This is a genomic window from Thermostilla marina (genome assembly GCF_054657455.1).
The window spans coordinates 433,495-453,620 of sequence record NZ_BAAHYR010000001.1; the positions used below are offsets into that span (position 1 = coordinate 433,495).

The 20,126-nt window shown below is 62.0% G+C and carries 12 protein-coding genes; 5 read left to right on the top strand and 7 right to left on the bottom strand.

Going from position 1 to position 20,126, the window contains the following annotated elements; genetic code table 11:
* Nucleotides 1-29: 29 nt before the first annotated feature.
* The 3 genes from ACYQ2I_RS01520 to ACYQ2I_RS01530 form a co-directional block, all read right to left on the bottom strand.
* Complete coding sequence (locus ACYQ2I_RS01520) at nucleotides 30-1,421, bottom strand: HEAT repeat domain-containing protein (RefSeq protein ID WP_460165219.1); 1,392 nt, start codon at nucleotides 1,419-1,421, stop codon at nucleotides 30-32.
* Nucleotides 1,422-1,669: 248 nt separating this feature from the next.
* Nucleotides 1,670-2,365 (bottom strand): HEAT repeat domain-containing protein, encoded by a 696-nt coding sequence (locus tag ACYQ2I_RS01525; protein WP_460165220.1) that lies wholly within the window; start codon nucleotides 2,363-2,365, stop codon nucleotides 1,670-1,672.
* 61 nt (nucleotides 2,366-2,426) lie between these two features.
* Nucleotides 2,427-3,647, bottom strand: coding sequence for a Gfo/Idh/MocA family protein (locus ACYQ2I_RS01530; protein ID WP_460165221.1), 1,221 nt, complete (start codon nucleotides 3,645-3,647; stop codon nucleotides 2,427-2,429).
* A 550-nt stretch (nucleotides 3,648-4,197) separates the two neighbouring features.
* Between ACYQ2I_RS01530 and ACYQ2I_RS01535 the strand changes: the two genes are divergently transcribed.
* Nucleotides 4,198-6,144, top strand: a complete 1,947-nt coding sequence (locus ACYQ2I_RS01535) for a peptidylprolyl isomerase (protein ID WP_460165222.1) — start codon at nucleotides 4,198-4,200, stop codon at nucleotides 6,142-6,144.
* A 96-nt stretch (nucleotides 6,145-6,240) separates the two neighbouring features.
* Here ACYQ2I_RS01535 and ACYQ2I_RS01540 read toward each other — a convergent pair whose 3' ends face one another.
* From ACYQ2I_RS01540 to proB, 4 genes are all read right to left on the bottom strand, one after another.
* Nucleotides 6,241-8,706 (bottom strand): glycoside hydrolase family 10-like protein, encoded by a 2,466-nt coding sequence (locus tag ACYQ2I_RS01540; RefSeq protein WP_460165223.1) that lies wholly within the window; start codon nucleotides 8,704-8,706, stop codon nucleotides 6,241-6,243.
* Between the two features lie 63 nt (nucleotides 8,707-8,769).
* Nucleotides 8,770-11,148, bottom strand: a complete 2,379-nt coding sequence (locus ACYQ2I_RS01545) for a DUF6288 domain-containing protein (RefSeq protein WP_460165224.1) — start codon at nucleotides 11,146-11,148, stop codon at nucleotides 8,770-8,772.
* A gap of 227 nt (nucleotides 11,149-11,375) precedes the next feature.
* Nucleotides 11,376-11,945: a hypothetical protein gene (locus ACYQ2I_RS01550; protein ID WP_460165225.1), complete on the bottom strand. Its 570-nt coding sequence runs from the start codon at nucleotides 11,943-11,945 to the stop codon at nucleotides 11,376-11,378.
* Nucleotides 11,942-13,087: a glutamate 5-kinase gene (gene proB / locus ACYQ2I_RS01555; protein WP_460165226.1), complete on the bottom strand. Its 1,146-nt coding sequence runs from the start codon at nucleotides 13,085-13,087 to the stop codon at nucleotides 11,942-11,944. Before proB ends, ACYQ2I_RS01550 begins: the two co-directional genes overlap by 4 nt.
* Before the next feature lie 410 nt (nucleotides 13,088-13,497).
* On the opposite strand from proB, the gene ACYQ2I_RS01560 reads away from it, so the two are divergent.
* From ACYQ2I_RS01560 to pstB, 4 genes are all read left to right on the top strand, one after another.
* Complete coding sequence (locus ACYQ2I_RS01560; protein ID WP_460165227.1) at nucleotides 13,498-14,484, top strand: PstS family phosphate ABC transporter substrate-binding protein; 987 nt, start codon at nucleotides 13,498-13,500, stop codon at nucleotides 14,482-14,484.
* A 149-nt stretch (nucleotides 14,485-14,633) separates the two neighbouring features.
* Entirely contained in the window at nucleotides 14,634-17,297 is a 2,664-nt protein-coding gene (locus ACYQ2I_RS01565; RefSeq protein WP_460165228.1) for an ABC transporter permease subunit, read from the top strand.
* Nucleotides 17,294-19,048, top strand: a complete 1,755-nt coding sequence (pstA, locus tag ACYQ2I_RS01570; RefSeq protein ID WP_460165229.1) for a phosphate ABC transporter permease PstA — start codon at nucleotides 17,294-17,296, stop codon at nucleotides 19,046-19,048. Before ACYQ2I_RS01565 ends, pstA begins: the two co-directional genes overlap by 4 nt.
* Nucleotides 19,049-19,157: 109 nt before the next feature.
* On the top strand, nucleotides 19,158-20,048 hold the full coding sequence (gene pstB, locus ACYQ2I_RS01575) for a phosphate ABC transporter ATP-binding protein PstB (protein WP_460165230.1): 891 nt from the start codon (nucleotides 19,158-19,160) through the stop codon (nucleotides 20,046-20,048).
* Nucleotides 20,049-20,126: the final 78 nt, after the last annotated feature.

Genomic DNA, 20,126 nt, shown 5'->3' on the forward strand with positions numbered 1-20,126 from the left:
AGTGACCTTCGATCGGTCCGGGCGGGAAGCTATTTTTTCTCCGATCGTTTGGGCCCGCCCCAGGTTTCGCCCTTTTGGTAAGCTTGCGCCCGCTGCACGACGATCGGGTCTTGCGCAACCTCGATCACACGATCGAGGGCCGCGGTGAATTCCTCTTTGTTCGGTTCACGCAGATCGCGGTGGTGGGCCAGTTCGACGATCGCGAAGCAGGCATCTTCCCGCAGTACGTCATTTTCGGTCAGGGGCAACAGAAAACGCAATGTTTCGATGGAACGAATCGCGCCTGCGCGAGCGACGGCAAGCTTCTTGTCGCTGTCGTGCCGACACAATTCGAGCACTCGCTTGAGCAGGGCCATTCGCTCGGCTTCGCTGCGACCGTCGGGCAACGGCGCAATTCGGATTAACGCCCGCAACGCGCGACGCTTGTGGATTTCGTGTTCGTCGGTCAAATAGAGATCGATCAATTCGTCGGCCGGTGAAGCGTCGGGCCAGTTGCAAAGGGCGGTCACGCCGGTGTCGTGGGCCTTGGGCGAGGGGTGCTCGACCGCGCTGAGCACGATCTCGAGCGCGAGCTTGCCGCCGATTCGCCCCACGCAAGGAAGCAGCGCGAGCTGATCGCGAGGTTCCATCGGCAGCATGGCTTCGAGCAAGGGCCGTGCCCGGCGGTTCGGATCGGGGATCCGCTCGGCCACGACGGCCAGACATTTTTCGGCGGCCTCACGTTCGGGCCCCGGCGACGCGCGAAGCACGCCGCGGGCCATCTGCGGAATAACCTCGGGACCGGCCAGTTCGCTCAGCGATTGCATGGCCGCCTTCCGCAACTCGGGCGTGGCGCACACCGCCAAATCGAGCAGACTGGGAATCGTCTCGATCGCACGACGTTGGGCGAGTACGGCGATCAATTGCGCCCCCAATTGCGGCTCGACCTTGCCCGCGGCACGGACGATTTGTTGCGTCACGGTGTCCCCTTGCAGGCGTCGCAGGCATCCCAGGGCCGTTTCTCGCGTGTCTTCCGATTTCGCCAGCTCGAGGAACAAGGGAACCTCGTCGTCGCCGCCGAGATAGCTCAGGGCGATCGCCGCTTCGATGCGGACGGCCTCGTCTTTCGTGCTGTTGTACAAGGCGAGGACCCCGTCGCGGGCGGCCTTGTCCTTCCGATCGGCCAACGCGCGAAGCAGGCCGATTTGGGCGTCCGGTTCGAGTTTTTCCAACTCGGCGACCAACGCCAAGGTGGCCTTTTCACCGGGAATGCCCGAGCGAACTTGTTCCCAGGCCAACGCCCGCATGTCGGTATCGGGCGAAGACAACAACGGCACGATCATTTCGAGCATGCCGTCGTCTTGCGCATGCGCCGCAGAAAACGCCGTCCCGCCAAGTAGCAATGCCGCAACGAGAACCAGCCGACCGGTTGTGCGATTCACGATTCTTCAACTCCCGGAGCACAAAACCACCCGAAAAAGCCATCCGGCACCACCACCGATCATGGGTGCCGAAAACACGGTACCTCATCCCGCCTTACGCGAAAGACGGCGCGAGGGATCGGCGGTAGAGGTCGATCGAGACAAGATGAAACAAAGCCACTCGACGACCGGCCGTCCCTCTTCTGCATTGTGGCGGATGAGGGGACCGATCGTCGAGTGGGCTAAACGCCGTTTTCAGCGGCTTGACGTCAGTTTGCAGCCGCGGTGAGCATGCCGCGGGTGGCGGCCAGCTTCACGTGCTTGGGCAGATTTTGGGCGGCCAATTTCTTGTAGATGGCCAGTGCCTCGGCCTTGTTGCCGGCCTTGACGAGCTTGTCGGCACACGTGAGTGCGGCGTGGGCGACCTTCTCGGCGGCTTCGGCGGGCACACCCGTCGCATTGACCAACGCCTTCCCGGCCTCAACCGTGCCGATGTTGCCAAGTGCGTAGGCGGCGGCCGCAGCAGTCTCGGCATCTTCGCTCAGCAGAGCGGCGAGGGCCGGAACGGCCTCGGGATCTTCACGATCACCCAACGAGCTGATCACGCCGATCCGCAGCTTGCCGGAGACCTTCCCCAACGCTTCGCGCAGCGCGGCGGCCGCTTCGGGGACCTCCATCAGCTCGAGGGCGTACCGAGCCATGTGCGAGGTCTTCTCGTTCGTGAGGAACGGCGCAATCGCCGGCACCGAGGCGGCCGTGCCGACGATCCGCAGCTTGCGGAACAGGAAGTCCTGCGCGGCGTACGAAAGGTCCTGCTTGAGGGCCTCGGCCAGCTTGGTTTCGAGTTCTTTACGTGCGGCGGCGTCGCCGGCGGTGGCGACGATCGCTTCGTCGATCGGCTTCAGGGCGTTGTAATCCGACCCCCAGTCGAACGTTTTCAGGGCTTCGAATGCTTGATCCAACATATTCACACACCTTGATAGAAAGGATGTTTTCGAGTCGTCAATGAACGAACAAACAGGTCGATTACAGGATCCACGGCTCGCGACGCGCCCGATCGCGCAGGCGGTTCGCTTCGTCGTCGCCGATGAACTCTTGCTTGGCGACGTCCCACTTCAAGGAGCGTTTCAGCGTGTAGGCCACGATACCCAAGTGGCACACGGTGACGGTGTTGACGGCGAGTTCGATGTCGCGGAACGGCCGCTGCCGCGTCTTCACGCATTCGATGAAGTCGCCGTAGATGCCGCCGGTCCCCTTGTATTCGGGCACCGGTTTCGGTTCGAGCTTTTCACCCGGCGTCCCTTCGACCTGGAGGTTGCCGGTGTTCGGCCGATTGTGATACAGGATCAAGCCGTTCGGATAACGATATTCGAGGAACTCCCTGCCGTTTTCGACGTGGTAGATGACTTCCTGCGGTTGGAGTTCGCGGACGTCGACGGCGAAGGTCGCCCCGCCGAAGTGGTGGGCGCCCCAGTCGGTCATTCCACCGCCGGAGTAGTCGATGTACGAACGCCAGCTTCCGCCGCTGGTGCTGAAGTTCCCGTCGCAGCGCTTGCTGTTGTAGGGAGCCCAAGGCGCCGGTCCGAGCCACATGTCCCAGTCGATGTCGTCCGGCACTTCTTCGGCGGGCAGGTAGCAGGGCTGCGAAAGCGGACCGACATTCACGTTGATCCACTTGATCGTGCCCAGCTCGCCCGACCAGCATTTGTCGACGACCTTGCGGTAATCCTGCAACACGCGTTGGCTACCGCCGGACACGACGCGACCGTAACGGCGCGCGGCTTGGACCATCAAAGGGCCTTCGCGGAGCGTGCGGGTTTCGGGCTTTTGGCAGTAGACGTCTTTTCCCGCGCGGCATGCCTCGATCACCATGATGGCGTGCCAATGGTCGGGCGTGGCGACATGGACGGCGTCGATGTCGTCGCGGGCGATCAGCTCCCGGAAGTCGTTGTAGGCCGCGCAATCGCTGTTGCCGTACTTTTGATCGACCTTGTCTTTCGCCTTTTGGCGGACGCTCTTGCGCACGTCGCAGACCGCCACGTATTGCACGTCGCCGCGGTTGAGGAAGGCGTTCTGGTCGCCGCGCCCCATGTTGCCGATCCCGATTCCGCCCATCACGATGCGTTCGCTGGCCGGGGCACGATCTTGGTTACCCAGCGCGGCCGAGGTGATCACGTACGGAGCCGCCAAGCCCGCACCGGCCGCTTTCAAGAAGTCACGGCGGCTGGGTTGAAAGTACTTACTCATGTTTCGATCTCGCTGCCTGTACGAGGATACTGGAACGGGTACCGTTCGAGCGTCGACGCCCGAACCCGACGATTGGTCGGCCTTCGCCCAAACGCGTTGCGACGGGCAAATCGGACCGAACAGGAACTTCGCTATCGTACCATCGAGCGCATCGGATTTCGAATGGTTTTTGCCGGTACGCGGCAAATGACGCAGGAAGAAAACCCGCATTTCGCCGTCCCGCCGGGTAGGCCGCTTCTCAAGCGGCGACGAAAGAGGAAATACTCTTTATTTCTTTCTTGATGTCATGTGCAGGAAGTGTCGCTGAGCCGTCGTCGCCCCCTCGCAAGTCGGGGTAAATCGCTATTGACCCTTTCATTTTGTCGGGGCTATATTCCGCATACCCGCTTTCACGGCAGCCCTACCGTGCGCAGCGGCTTCGGCCGTCTTCGACTGAACAAGGAGTTCATCGGCTGCCGGCGGACCGGGAGACGTGGCCGTGACGACGCGTGCCCGTGTTGCGCGGTCGACGTATTCTGATGAATCGCTATCGGTTGAAGGAGGAACCGTGATGTCCGGCAAGGATGCCGCTTCCCGCAAGACGCCTCGGCGTCTTTGGCGAACGACCCTGATTGTTGGAGGATTCTTGGCCGCCGTCGGATCGGCTTTTGCCGTTCGTGCCTGGATCGGCAGCGAGACGGCGCAGGCCGAGACGGGAATCTTGTCTATCTTCGGGGGCAAGAGCGAAACCCCCGCCTCCAAACCGGCGACCTCGACGCCCCGGCCGGCTTCGACCGCGCCCGCGGCCCCGGCGGCTCCGTCGCGGCCTGAAATCGTCGCCGTCGTCAACAACGAGCAGATCACCCGCGACGAGCTGCGCAAGGAGTGTCTGCTTCGGTACGGCGAAAAGGTACTCGAAAGCGTCGTCAACAAGTACTTGATCCTCGGCGAGTGCCGGCGGCGGGGAATCACGATCACCGTCGACGAGGTCGATGCCGAAGTCGAACGGATGGCGACTCGCTTCAATCTGCCCGTCGAACACTGGCTGAAGTTGCTCAAAGACGAACGCGGCATCACGCCCGAACAATACAAATCCGACATCATTTGGCCCACGTTGGCGTTGCGTCGTTTGGCCGGCGACCGCATGGCGATCAGCGAGGCAGAGGTTCGCAAACTGTTCGACTCGCGGTACGGGCCGGCCGTCAAGGCCCGTATGATCGTCTGCAAGTCGAAGGAAAAGGCCGAAAAGGTCCATGCCGAAGCCGTGAAGAACCCCGACGAATTCGGCAATCTGGCCAAGGAATACTCCGACGATATGGCCAGCGCTTCGTTGAAGGGCCTGATTCAACCGATCCGCCGGCACATCGGTCAGCCCGAAATCGAGGAAGCGGCCTTCAGCCTCAAGGAAGGCGAAATATCGCCGATCATTGCCGTTCACGGCGAATACGTGATTCTGAAGTGTGAAGCCCAGCTTCCGCCGATGCGCGTCGATTACGCAGCGGTCCGCGACGAGCTGGAGGAGATCGTGCGCGACTCGAAGATGGAAAAAGTCGCCAACGAAATCTTCCGCGAACTGCAGTCGAAGGCCCAGATCGTCAACGTGTTGAACGATCCGGTCAAGCGTGCCCAGATGCCCGGTGTCGCCGCGATCGTCAACGGCAAGAAGATCATGCTCAACGACCTGGGCGAAATGTGCATCGACCGGCACGGTCGTGAGGTGTTGGAAAACCTGATCGGTCGAAGATTGATCGAACAGGCGTGCCGCGCCAAGAACATCACGATCACCGAGGCCGATCTCGATGCCGAGATCGCCGAGATGGCCCGCATGAATCTACCGCTGTTGCCCGACGGAAGCCCCGACGTGAAACAGTGGATTCAGTTGATGACCGAGCAGCAGGGAACGACCGAAACGCTCTATCGTCGCGATGTGGTGTGGCCGAGCGTCGCGTTGAAGAAACTCGTCGGCGACGGCATCTCGATCACCAGCGACGATTTGAAGAAGGCGTTCGAGTCGAACTACGGTCCGCGGGTGCGGTGCCGCGCGATCGTGCTCGACAACCTGCGTCGGGCGCAAACCGTGTGGGAAAAGGCGGCCGCCGATCCCAGCGTCGAGAATTTCGCCCGATTGGCCGAAGAATATTCGGTCGATCCCGCCAACCGGGCTCTCGGCGGCGAGGTGGCCCCTATCCGCCGCTACGGCGGCCAACCCGAGCTGGAAGAGGAAGCCTTCTCGCTCAAGCCCGGCGAGTTGTCGGGCATCGTGCAGGTCGGACCGAGCACGTATGTCATCCTTCTGTGTCTCGGTCGCACCGAGCCGATCGACGTCGATTTCGACTCTGTGCGGGATATCCTGTACGACTCGATCCGCCAAAAGAAGCTGCACGCGGCGATGGCCGACGCCTTCGCCAAGCTGCAACAGACAGCGACCATCGACGATTTCCTGAACGGAAAGACGCAATCGCCGTCGCTTTCCAAGCAGCAGATCGCCGTGCGACCTTCCGAAACGATCACCCGATGACCGGAAGCGGACACGACCACGAGCGGGGTCGTGTCTCGAGGAATCTCCTATTGCCTCCGGCTTGCCGCGGCAACGGCCACGCGCTTGTTGTCGCGGCTATTCTTTTGTGCGGTGGGGCGGTCGAGCCCGTTCCCGACAAGGACCGATCCGTAACGCCTCGAAAAGCTGTTGCGGGGTGTCGGGATCAAGGTTGAAGATGACGAAGCCCTGAGTTCCCAATTCGCGGGCAACGGCAATCTGGCCGACCACGCGATCGGCGGAACCCAATCGCCAGGCGCCGATTCCGGGATACAGCGGTACGCGATCGGCGATTCGGTCTCGTTGGTCCCGGACCAACGCGCGGAACTCGGCGTCGTCTTCGGTGTAGTCCATCGGGCAGACGAAATCGAGCCAGCCCTTCTCGATCCAGACGGGCCAATCTTGCCCGACCGAGGCACGACAATCGGGATAGCGGCCGAACACCGCGGCGGAAATCTTGATTCCCGGCCGGATGCGCCTCGCCTCGGACGAAACGGCTTCGACGAGCCGATTGATCTGCGCGCAACGCCAATCCTGGTATTCGTCTGCAAGTTCGCCCGTGCGGCAGTCGTCGGGCCAGTGGGCCACGGGGCGGCCGAGGTCGGCCTCGAACCGCTTGCGGCAACCGTCGCAATAGCACGACTGCGAGCCCGGATAACGAATGTAGTCGAAATGCAGCCCGTCGACGTCGTAACGGCGGGCGACCTCGAGCATCGAGTCGCGTTCCAGCTCGAAATTCCGCGGATCGGAAGGACACAGCCAGTCGACGTCCTCGCCCCGGTAATTGACCTGCGTGCGACCGGCGGAACGCATCTGTTGCACGAACGAGGCGGGCGCCGTCGACAGGTTGAAATTCACCTTCCACACGTGCACTTCGATGCCGTATCGTCGGCAGGCCTCGACGCATTGGGCGATCTGGTCGCCGTGTTCGGTGAAGGTGCTGCTGCGCGGCAACAGATCGCTCGGATAATGTGCCGATCCGCCCCAGAGCATGTTGGGAAGGACCATGTTGAACCCGGCGGCGGCGAGTTCGCGTGCCGTGCGGTCCCAGTCGCCGGGATAGGCACCCGTTCCCGAGTGGTTCCAGATCGCACGGCCTTCGACCGTGTTGCTCTGCTGAGCGGCCAGATAGGCTTCGACGGCAAGCGCGTGCACGCGGTCCAAGGCCTCCACGGCTTCGGTCCAACGGCGGGCGTCCGCTCCGGCTGCCGCGGCCACGGCTTTCGCCTGCGCCAGTGCCTCTTGAGCGCGGGCTATGATCGCCGCTGCTTGTGCGGATTGCGGCCGAGGTTGCGCGTCGATCCAGGATGTCAATTCGTTGAAGTCCCGGCAGGTACCCACGCGTTCGACCTGCGCGAGACGTCCTTGGAAGATTTCGCGCCACAGTGCCGGATCGAGCTTACCCAGCACGGCCGCCAGCAATCGTCGTTTGCTCGGCAGATCGCCGCCTAGAAGCACGTGCGAAAAGAACGCGCCGCGCGGGCTGACCAACAGCGCCGCGCCCGTATCGCGTCCTTCGCGATCGGTCCAGCGGGCAACCACTTCGCAATCGGCCGATGCCGCCTGTGCCTCGGTGATATTCCACGAGGTTTGCAGCACGACCGGCGGGGCGCCGGGAAGTTTCCGGGTATCGACGGCGATGCGGGCGAATTGGCCCTCGCGTTCCCGCGGTCGATAGGTCGTCGCGCCGATCCCCAGTACCGCCGCCAGCGGCCGCGGCAATTGGTAACTCAAGAACAATTTCGTGCCTTGTTTCGCCGCTGCGGCCAGCGTTGCGACGTGTTCGGCTTCGAGAAACGGATCGTACGGTACGAGGACGATTCGCCGGGCGGCCGCCGCATTCGCATCGAACGACGTTTCGTCGAGGCGATCGAACCCTATGCCCAGCTCGTCGAGCAAGCGGCAAACGCGATCGCTCACGTCGATCGCCGTGCGGTATTCGGGCTTGCCTTCGTGTGCGGCCGAGGGAACCAGTACGGCGACGTCGTGATATCGGGCGATCAAGCGACGCAACACGACCTCGCCGTCTTCCGGTTTGCCCTTCCAGAAGGAAAGGCGAATGCCGTCGATGCGGTTCCAGCCCGCCGGCGTCCCTTCGACGCGAAAATCGACCTTGGGAAACACCAGCGTATTCCGTCCCGAAGACGCGATCTTTCCGCTCCCTGCGTACCAGCCGTCGCCGCTGCGGAAGTACAGCGAGACGTACCCGATCGCGGCGGGCGCGTCGGTCTCCAGCTCAAGGACGAACTCGGCAGGAAGCGAAAGATCGAACGACACGTCACGATCGTGGATCGTGCGGGGAATGTCCTGAGAACCGAAGGGAAGCGGTATCCGCACACCGGACGTTCCTCCTTCGAGAATCGCCGGCGGCGGAGTGTTGCCCGAAGGCGTCCACGTTTGCGCGGCCGATTCGGCATCGGCATAGGCGAAACCGTCTAGCAGGTAGCCTTTTTCGGCGGCGACCGCCTGGCAGGTAAACACGGCAAGACTTACGACACAAACGGCCGCGCCGACGGCGAGCCGACGATGTGCATCAGACGGCATTGCGGTTCCCCCACTTCGCACGATGGTTCAGGACGGCGACCGCGAAGCCGGAAGCTTGCGTCCTCACGGTGCGTCGAGACTTCGCAGTTCCACGGGTTCGTTACTCGTTTCGATGCGTTCGATCAGTTCGCGAAGCTGCTCGATGTAGGGTTGCAGGTTGCGGGCTTCGCGATGCGCGAGCAAGGTCTCCTCCAGCTCGTGCAACCGCGGCAGCAGCGGTTTGGCCGCCGAGCCGTACAACGCCAGTGCATTCAAGCAGCGCTTGATCCGGTTCTGTTTGCCCCATCGTTCGGGTTCGATCAGGTCGATGCACAGCGGCATACCCTCGCGGATATGGTGCTTGGCCAGCAATTCGAGTCCCGAAAGCCGAATACCGTCGGCGAACATGATGCCGCTGGGCGCCGGTTCGACCACGGCCCGGTAAATGTCGGGCAAGAGCGGTTTGAGTTCCTCGTAGGTGAGGTTCTGGTAGACGGTACCCAGGCTGCCGCGTGCGCGACCGTCTTCATTCAGCAGCCCCGCCCGCACGGCCTGATACAATGCCTCGCGATCGACGCCTTCGAGCGAGCGGCCGAGCATGCCGCCGCGCTGGTTGAACAAGGCGAAGCACAAGTAGCGCTGTTCCATGCCGCGAGGATCTTCGGGCGTCGGGCCGCGGGCCATTCGTTCCAGCAGCAGCGGAACGGCACACATAGCCGGTTCCCCGATCGCCGCCAGTGCCTCGGCGGCCTTCACGCGCAGCCACAAGTCGTCTTCGTCGAGCATCTTCATCAGGACGGGGACCGCCGGTGCAGCGGCCGACTTGAACTGGGCGAGCGCCTGGCATGCACCCAGTCGTTCTTCCAGCCGAGGGGCACGCAGCTTGTCGAGCAATTCGGGCGGCGGTACGGGGTGACGTCGCGCCAAGGCCATGCCGGCACGCTCGCGGACGATCGGCGACCAGCTCCCCAATCGCTTCAACAGCTCGGCATCGCTGAGCGAGTCGTAGAAACTGTTGCGATCTTTGTTCGACCAGCCGCGACCGTCGGCGATCAGTTGTTCAGCCGACGCGACATCCAATTGGGGAACGACCGCCGGCTGCTTGCCGGTCAAATAAAGCGATGTCAAGGGCATGGCGTATGCGAGCAGGTACGCTCCCGAGGCGTCCCAGCCGGCGTATTTGTCGTTGCCGGGCTGCGGAGGGCCTTGATGCGCAAAGGAGCCGTCCCAGCGGCGAGCCAGGTCGAAGTACCACGCGCCGAATTCGTGCATCCACGCGCCGGTCGCGTTCGGACCGGCCAAAGAGACGCCGGGCATCGCCCACAGCATGTTGAAGAAGTTGCCCGTGTGACCGCAATCACGCTCGGCCCCGTGCGAGGCGACGCTCATCTTGGCGAAAAACGTCGCACTTTCCGGTTCTGCCAGCAGGTTGAACATCGTGGCGGCCATACCGCACTTGCCGTTGTCTTCGTGCGTTTGCATCCACGGATGGTGGTCGCCGTAGGGGACCGCCCCTTTGCCCACGTAAAAGCGAATGAGCCGTGCGCTCTTTTCGATCGCCCGATCGACCTTGGGATCTTTCACGCCGGCCTTGCGGGCGAGGATCATGCCGATCGTCAGGGGAACCCCCGGCGAGTTCATCATCCCGTAGCCTTGTAGGCGACCGTCGGGGCCCGCAAACTTGTGGCCCCACGAGCCGACGATGCTTTGCCCCTCGGCCGATTCAAGGGCCAGGCGATACAGCCCCGGCATGACCGTCGCATCGCCGGTAGCCATCTTGTACTCGGCCAGGAAGATCATCACGTAGCCGTAGTACCAGGTCTGGAAACTGTCGGCCGAGAATTCCGCCGCCCAATACGCCTCGCGTTGCACCAAGGGGAGATACTCGCGTTTTCCGCTTGCCAGCAATGCCATCGCGTTCAGGCAGCGCGGGATCGGGTTTTGCCGATAGTCGGGCTGCTGCATGCGGCGGGCAAGCGACTCGCAGCCCAGCTCGAAGATGCGTCGCGACTTCGGGCAGTCGTACGGCGCGGTCTCACTGTACGTTCCCAATACAGGCAGGCGGATGACGACCGACTCGGTCTTTCCGTCGCGCCACCGTAGCAACGAGAGCCGTCCGCCGCCCGCTTCCGTTTCGGCCTGCGTGATCGCCTTGCCGAGCTCCGTTCGCGGATCGACCGAAAACGGTTTTCCGTCGACGCCGAGGATCACGTCGCCTTCGGCCAAGACGCCGTCGGCGGGCGATCCCGTGTCGACCTTGGTGACCAGGATTTGCCGCGCGTCGGTGGTGACGAGTTTGTCGCAGTACATCCATCCCCGGGCACCGGTCGGGCCCAGGTTCCAGTCGTGCACGTAACCTTGCGGAATGGAGTCACCGCGGGTGAAGTCGGGAATCTCAACTGCGACGGCTACGCCGCAAGTCAACAAGAACGCCGCAAGGGCCGCCGGAAGCTGTTTCCACATGGCATCGTCTCGGACAGAACAGGAAGGGGACAATTCGCGCAAACACAAACCGCGCCGCGCCGGGAATGCAGACGACGGGGGGCGAAAGCTGCAAGCAAGACGCGACGGCACAGCATCCCCACTTCCGGATGCCATTATAGTCGGCCCCTCGGTGAATGCGAGCGAGCGCGGCAGACGTCGCACGTCGAGATCGCTCGGGCGACGACGGCAAAGAGAATCGATGCACGTCAGTCGATGCGCAGCTTCCGACGCCGCCTATATTCGCGCTTCAAATCGCGAAAGGCGATAGCTTCTTTCCCAAAGGCGTATTTGCCTGAACGCCCGTAGGCCTGCAAGGCAAACCCCCCGATGATCGTTCCCAGCGGAAACAGTGGTAACAACAGCGCCGAACAGATGTAGCTTAGAGCCCGAGCCGCAGGATGACGGCAAATATTCAGAATAGCGCAACTCAAAAGCAGGCAGCCGCCCAGACCGATTCCCGTCATGATGAACGGGCGATAGGGTTCGTTCGGCTCGGGATCGACCAGAAACGCGACTGCTTCCAAGAGAGCGAAAGCGTACATTGTGCCGAAGATGAACCAAAAGAGCGTCATGGCCCGCATCGTTGCGAAATCGGAGTAAACCTTTCGCAACGTCTTCGTGTCCCACTGCGGGAAGGCCTCCCGTTGCGATAGATGTGCGGCCGATTCGGTCGTCGGCGGTGCAAAAGGATTTTCGGAAACGTGCGGCGTCGAAGCACCGGCAAACGGTCGCTCGGGAAGCGGCGGCGGTTCCGCATGCGGATGGTCGCCGTTCATCGGGTCACCAACAAATTGTCGCGATGGATGACTTCTTCGTACGGACTATATTCCAGTTTTTCGGCGATTTGGTCCGTTCGCAAGCCTTTGATCAGTCGGATTTCTTCAGCGCTGTAATTGGTGAGCCCCCGAGCGAATTCGACCCCGTCGGCATCGCGCACGGCGACCACGTCCCCCTTCGAGAAATTCCCGACGACGTCGATGATCCCGATCGGCAAGAGGCTTTTTCCGCTTTTTTCAATCGCCCGACGGGCACCCGCGTCGACGACGATATGGCCTCGCGGCTGGACGCTCAAGCCGAACCAGCGTTTGCGCGAAGTCACCAGCCCGCCTTGCGCCAAGAACAGGGTACCGACCACATCTCCGTTGAGAATCTTTTGCAGCACGCCGTCGAGGCGCCCCGGCGCGATGATCGTATTTTCACCGGCGGTCGTCGCCAACCTCGCCGCGTTCAGCTTGCTGGCCATGCCGCCGCGGCTCAGCCCTGTTTCGCGGTCGAAAGCCAAACGCATCACGTCGTCGTCCAGCTTTCGCACCAACGGAATCAATTCGGCTTCGGGATCGCGCGGATCGCGGTCGTACAGGCCGTCGACGTCCGAAAGCAAGACCAACAATTGGGCGCGAATCAGGTTGACGACGATGGCCGCCAGGCGGTCGTTGTCGCCGAAGGTCGTTCGCAATTCATCGACTGCGACCGTGTCGTTCTCGTTGATGATCGGCACGGCGTCGTATCGCTCGAGCAACGTCAAGATCGTGTTCCGCGCGTTCAGATAACGCACGCGATGCTCGAGGTCTTCGGCGGTAAGCAGGATTTGCGCGGCAGAGATCCCGAACTTTTGAAACGTGCGGTTGTAGGTTTCGATCAGTAAGCTTTGCCCGGCGGCGGCAACGGCTTGCAGCTCGGCCAGGTTGGTCGGCCGCTGCGTAAGCCCCAATCGAGCCATCCCGCATCCGACGGCACCGGAACTGACCAGGACGACCTTGTGGCCGCTGCGGCGGACGACGGCGATGTCTTCGGCGAGCCGCGCGATGCGTGTCTCATCCAGGCGACCTGCGGCGTCGGTGAGCACGCGCGTGCCGACTTTCACCACCCAAATCTTGGCGGTTTTCGCAACCTCTTGCCTTACTAAATCGGTCATCATGGTCGTGTTCGTGCGCGAGCAGGCGGCAGTATGCCGAAAAGAGAACGACGGGCTTCGAATAACCGATTCAAAATACCCTGTTCGCGGCAAGGCGGAAAGGCATCCGCCGTTTCCATTCGCCGGCCGGGCTATCGCCCGAGACTGCGGCGGTCTTCTGTAACTCTTAGCGGAATAGAATGTTCCGTCGCAAATCCGTTTTCTCGCCGCGCGCTTTCTGCGGCCGCCTCGAATCGCCGGTCGTTCGACGGAGGAATTCTCACGGGGGGCTAACCCTCTGCTAACAACCCGCCCGTACAGTGAGGGCAAATGAGGGCAGCGCGATGTCTCGCCGCGAGTCGGGGCTTCGCTGTTGCGAGACCAATGGGGCGAGTGTTTCGTTTTTCGGTTCCGTTTTCAAGGAGCTTTGTAACATGTTGCGACGTCGATTTTTGTCGGTTTCGGCCGCAGTCGTTTCATGGGCCGTGTTGGGCGGGATGGTTTCGGCCCAGGTGGCGGTCGATCCCGCGCTTCCCGACTACAAGCCGACGACCGGTGTATCCGGCAAAATCAAGAGTGTCGGTTCCGACACGATGAACAACACGATGGCCCTGTGGGCCGAGGGGTTCAAAAAGTTTTACCCCAGTGTTCAAATCGAGATCGAAGGAAAAGGCTCGTCGACGGCGCCTCCCGCGTTGATCGCGGGAACGTCGCAGTTCGGCCCGATGAGCCGCGAGATGAAGGAAAAGGAAATCGACACCTTCGAGGCCCGATTCGGCTACAAGCCTACGGCCCTTGCTGCCGCGATCGACATGTTGGCTGTGTATGTCAACAAAGACAATCCCGTCAAGGGGCTCACGTTCCCTCAGCTCGATGCGATCTTTTCGAAGACCCGCAAAGGCGGCTATCCGGAAGATATTCGCACCTGGGGACAGGTCGGTTTGACCGGCACGTGGGCGAACAAGCCGATCAGCCTGTACGGTCGTAATTCGGCGTCGGGCACTTACGGCTACTTCAAAGAACACGCCTTGTTCGACGGCGATTACAAGGACGAGGTCAAAGAGCAGCCCGGCAGCAGCGCCGTGGTGCAAGGAGTCGCCGGCGACTTGTACGCCATCGGCTACAGCGGAATCGGCTACAAGACAGCCGATGTTCGCGTCGTGCCGCTGGCGCTCGATGCCGACTCGGAATTCGTCGAGGCGAAGCCCGAAAACGCCTATTCGGGTGATTATCCGTTGGCTCGATTCTTGTATGTGTACGTAAACTACAAGCCGGGCACGCAGCTCGACCCGCTGCGTCGCGAATTCATCAAGTACATCTTCAGCAAGCAAGGGCAATCCGACGTCGTCAAGGACGGCTACTTGCCGGTCCCCGCCGCGATTGCGAAGGAAATGTTGGAGAAAGTGGGTATCACCGAGTGATCCGCCCTCGGCGAATGCCGGGCCGGACGATTCCATGACGTCAGCCGCCGTCGTCGCTTGGTGTTCGCGCCGATCCAGCGACGACGGCTTGCCGCATTTCGAGTCGAATTTTGGCTGAGCGTTCCACGAACGACGATAGCGATACGACGATGTCGAAAGGAACTCCGATCGAATATAGCGACGCGGCCGGCAACAGGGGTGTTGCAAAGACCCGTCGGCTGCGCCGCAAGACGCGATGGAGCGTCTACGTCGGCGAATATCTCTCGCGCTGGATCATCACCGTCGGAGGCGTCGGGACGATCGCAGCGATCCTGTTGGTGTGCATCTTCTTGGCGTGGGTGGTCGTGCCGATGTTCCGGCCTGCAACCGTCGGCGAAACCCGCCGCTTGTCGTTGGCCGAGGCACTCGCGTCGCCGGAGGGCGCGGAATCGGAAGGGAGCGGCGAAACCTCACACTCGCCGTCGTTGCCGTTCGTGCGGACGAACGAGTACGTTTCGGCCGGCTGGATGCTCACCGAGACCGGCCGCCTGTGTGAGTTCCGCGTCGATACGGGCGAACTGCTCGATGCCCGCGAATTGACCGGCGGAAAACGCCTGACGGCGTTCGATTATCTTTCCGGCGGAACGGCCGTGTTCGGCTTCGCCGACGGCACGATCGCACTGGGCAAGATCGAGTTCGTTTCGGAGTTCTTGAACGAGCCGCCGCCCGAGCTGGCCGATTTGGGAATCGGGGAACTGGGTGTGTATGCCAACGCGATCGTCGAGCGGACACCCGAGGATCAGTTTCGTATCGAACGACTCGAGGCCGCGATCGACGAGCCGGTCAAGTTGTGCGATCGGCCCGTGCGGTTGCTTCGCCTGTCGGAGCAGACTTCGGGGTTGCGGATCGCCGCCGTCGCCGAAGACGGCAATCTGTACGTGCGGTCCGTCCGCAAGAAAAAGAACCTGTTGACCGGCAAAGAGACCGTCACGCTGACGGGCGGTGAAATTGCGTTGGAGGCCGACGCGCAAGCCGGTCCGCCCGACTTCCTTTTGCTGTCGGGCCTGGGTGACAACGTGTACGTGATTTGGGAAGACGGCACACTGTTTCGATTCAACGTCCGCAGCGTCAAAGAGCTGGAAAAAGTCGAAACGATCGACGTGTTGCCCGCCGCGGCAAAGCGGATCACGGTCGCCGAGTTTCTGTTGGGCAAGACGACGTTGTTGATCGGCGACGATGCGGGCGGTATCGCCGGTTGGTTTTGCATCAAGCCCGACGAGGCGACGACTTCCGACGGCGCGCGTTTGGTGCGGGCGCACGTATTCTCCCGCGGGCCGGGTGCCGTGTCGGCAATCGCGTCCTCGGCGCGGCAACGCATGTTCGTCGCCGCATATGCCGACGGTACACGCCGCCTGTACCATGCAACCGCCGAACAACTCGTCGCCGAAATTCCCGGTCACGATGAGGACGTGCGAAGCGTCGCCGTCACGCCCAAGGACGATGCCTTGCTGGCGGTCGCCGGGGATACCCTGCTGCTGACGCCCGTCGATGCACCGCATCCTGGTGTCACCTGGAAAACGATTTTCGGGCGGGTGTGGTACGAAGGATACAACGCGCCCGAGTTCGTGTGGCAGTCTTCCAGCGGAACGGACGACTTCGAACCGAAATACAGTCTCGTACCGTTGATCTTCGGGACGCTCAAAGCCACGTTCTACACGATGCTGTTGGCCGTACCGTTGGCGTTGGCCGCGGCGGTCTACAGCAGCGAATTCCTCGATCGGCGCGTCAAGCAGCGAGTGAAACCGGTCATCGAGTTGATGGCCGGGCTGCCCAGCGTGGTGTTGGGCTTCTTGGCGGCCTTGGTGCTGGCTCCGGTGGTGGCGAAAATCATCCCGCAAACGCTCGCTTTCTTGATCTTGTTGCCGTGGTTTTTCTTGTCGGCGGGCTATCTTTGGCAATTGCTGCCGCGACATTGGACGGTCCGTTTTTCGAGCATGCGGATATGGGCGGCGATTCCCATCGTTGCTGCGGCCGTGGTCGCTTCGATCTACGCCGGAACGTGGTGTGAGCAAATCTTCTTCGCCGGCGACGTAATGGAATGGCTGAACAATCGACAAGGATCGGCGACCGGCGGCTGGGCCTACATTTGCCTGCCCGCGGCGGCCCTGCTGACGGCAATCGTCGTCGCGCGGTTCGTCAACGAGCCGTTGCGCCGGGCGACGAGGGGCGCATCGCGGACGGCCGTCGCCGCTATCGAGCTGGGTAAGTTCCTCATCGCGACGCTAGCGGCGCTGGGGATCGGTTGGGCGATGGGTTGGGTGCTGACGACCCTCGGTTGGGATCCGCGCGACAGTTTGATGGGCACCTACATTCAACGCAATGCCTTGGTCGTCGGCATCGCGATGGCCTTCGCCGTGATTCCGATCATTTACACGATTGCCGACGACGCCCTCAGCGCGGTACCCGACCATTTGCGGGCGGCGTCGTTGGGCGCCGGTGCGACGCCGTGGCAAACGGCCGTCCGGATCGTCATTCCGACCGCCGCAGGCGGGTTGTTTTCGGCGGTGATGATCGGGCTGGGGCGGGCCGTCGGCGAGACGATGATCGTGCTCATGGCAGCGGGGAATACGCCGATCATGGAGTGGAACGTGTTCAACGGCTTCCGCACACTCTCGGCGAACATCGCCGTCGAACTGCCGGAAGCCGTTCAAAACGGAACCCATTACCGGATGCTGTTCTTGGCCGCCTTGATGTTGTTCGTGATGACGTTCGTCATCAATACGGCGGCCGAGATCGTTCGTCTGCGTTTTCGCAAAAAGGCGGTGCAGTTATGAGCGCCGAAACCTCGAAGGCGATCGGGGAAGGCACACGCGGTAAACGCGGGAGGTTGTCGCGGGTTACGCTTGCGGCCTACGGCGAACCGATGCTGTGGCTCACCGGCGGGGCACTTTCGGTATGCCTCGTCATGATCGTCGGTTTGTTGGGGTTTCTGTTCTACCAGGGAGCGATCACGTTCTGGCCGAAGCCGCTGGTTCAGGTGCAAACCCGCGACGGGGAAACGTTTCTCGGCGAGATCGTCCGCGTGGAACGTTTTCGTCCCGGTCCCGACGCACTCGATGCGTTGCCCGCAGAAACCCGTCGTGCGGCCGAGGCGGTCCTTGCCGCAAACGACGGTTGGGCGGTGCGTGAATTGGTGAGGACGGGCAACTTCGAGCTGACGAACGTCCATTTTCGATGGTTTGCCGAATACGAACTGTTGCCCGACAAACGAGCGTATCCGGAGTGGGCCGTGACATTCGAACGGCTTGCCTGGGGCCGGTTCTACGGTACGCCCGTGCGGCTGGAAGTCGACGGCGAAATTGTCGCGCAAACGCCCGCCGAAGTCTGGGAGGCCTTCCGCGAAATCTTGCCGCAGGTGGCCGAGCGGCGCAAGAGAATTCACGCGATGGAAAAACGCGACATCGGCGACTTGAACCGCTGGATGGACGAAGCACGTCTGGCCGTCCGGCGCGTCGAGCTGAAGCACGGTGAAGATTCGCCGCAATACGCCGAAGCGCAAAAGGAATACGAGGCGACCGTCGAAAAACTTCAGGCCCGGTTGGAAGACATCCAGACCCACATCGACGAACTGAAGGCCGAAAACGCCCGCTACACGTTGTATGTCCAAACCGCCGACGGGCAAGAGGTCGCGTTGGCCCCGGCCGACATCGTTCGCGCGTACCCGGCCAATCGGCTTTCGTTCGGCGGCAAGTGGGCCGTTTATTTCTCGCGATTCTACGAGTTCTTGGCCGCCGAACCGCGCGAGGCGAACAGCGAAGGGGGCGTGTTCCCGGCGATTTTCGGCACGGTCGTCATGACGCTGTTGATGACCCTGGCGGTCGTTCCGCTGGGCGTATTGGCGGCATTGTATCTGCGGGAATATGCGAAATCGGGTGTGATCGTCAGCGTCATCCGGATCGCGATCAACAACCTGGCGGGCGTGCCGAGCATCGTATTCGGCGTGTTCGGGCTGGGGTTTTTCTGTTACCTGGTCGGCGGCACGATCGATCAACTACTGTTTCCCGAGCGGTTGCCCTCACCGACGTTCGGTACGGGGGGGATCTTGTGGGCCTCGCTGACGCTGGCCTTGTTGACGTTGCCGGTGGTCATCGTCGCTACCGAAGAGGCCTTGGCGGCGGTCCCCAATTCGATGCGGGAAGGTTCGTATGCTTGCGGGGCAGGCAAATGGCAGACGATCCGTCGCATCGTGCTGCCCCAGGCCGTACCCGGCGTGTTGACCGGCACGATCTTGGCGATGGCCCGCGGTGCCGGAGAGGTCGCTCCGCTGATGCTTGTCGGCGTCGTCAAGCTGGCGCCCTTGCTGCCGGTGGATCACGTGTTTCCGTACGTCCACCTCGAACGCAGTTTTATGCACCTGGGGTTTCACATTTACGACTTGGGCTTTCAAAGTCAGAACAGTGAAGCGGCCAAGCCGATGGTGTTCACGACCACGCTGCTTCTGATTTTGATCGTGGCCGCATTGAATCTGACGGCGATCTTGGTCCGCAAGCGACTGCGACAACGGCATCAGGCCGCCGCGTTCTGAGGGCTGTAGGATGTGCTTTGCCGACAATGTGAGACTTGACAATACCATGCCGATGCAGGAACCTGTCACGAAAGTCGAATCGTTGAACTCATCGATGAGGACGGCAACCATGGGATCGCCTTCGCGGGCGGATGACATCGCCCCCAACGCATCGGAACCATCCTTGCACGCGTCATCCGCGCAGTCGCGTTCGACGAACGATACCGCAGCCCACGAGGCGGTCATTCATCCGGCCGTGTTCGACGAAGAATGCATCCTCGAAGTCGAACACTTCAGCTTGTGGTACGGGGCGAAGCAGGCCCTGTTCGACATCAGCATGGGCATTCCGGCGGGCAAGGTGACGGCCTTGATCGGCCCGAGCGGGTGCGGCAAGTCGACCTTGTTGCGCTGCGTGAATCGCATGAACGATCTGATCGCCTCCGTCCGTATCGAAGGCGACATGAAGCTGTGGGGCGAATCGATCTTCGCCCGCGACGTCGACGTGATCGAACTGCGCAAACGGATGGGGATGGTCTTCCAGAAGCCCAATCCGTTTCCGATGAGTATTTTCGAAAACGTCGTCTATCCTTTGCGGATCGACGGACAACGGAACCGTCGTGTGCTCGAAGAAACCTGCGAACGCAGCCTGCGTGCCGCCGCGCTTTGGGACGAAGTCAAGGATCGTCTGAACGACAGCGCTTTGGGGCTTTCGGGCGGGCAACAACAACGCTTGTGCATTGCCCGCGCGGTCGCCGCCGATCCCGAAGTGTTGCTGCTCGACGAGCCGTGTTCGGCGCTCGACCCGATCGCCACGAGCAAGATCGAAGACTTGATTCGCGACCTGGCGGGCGAATACACCGTGCTGATCGTGACGCACAACATGCAACAGGCGTCGCGGGTGAGCGACTACACGGCGTTGATGTACCTCGGTCGACTGATCGAGTTCGGCCCCACGCCCGACATCTTCGAACGCCCCCGCGTCAAACAAACCGAAGATTACATCACCGGCCGTTTCGGTTGACGGCTTCGCCGGCCGTCTTGAAACGCGCGCTGTGGCAAGAGGAGCTCGCCGACCAAGAGGAACGGGCGGAATGCACGT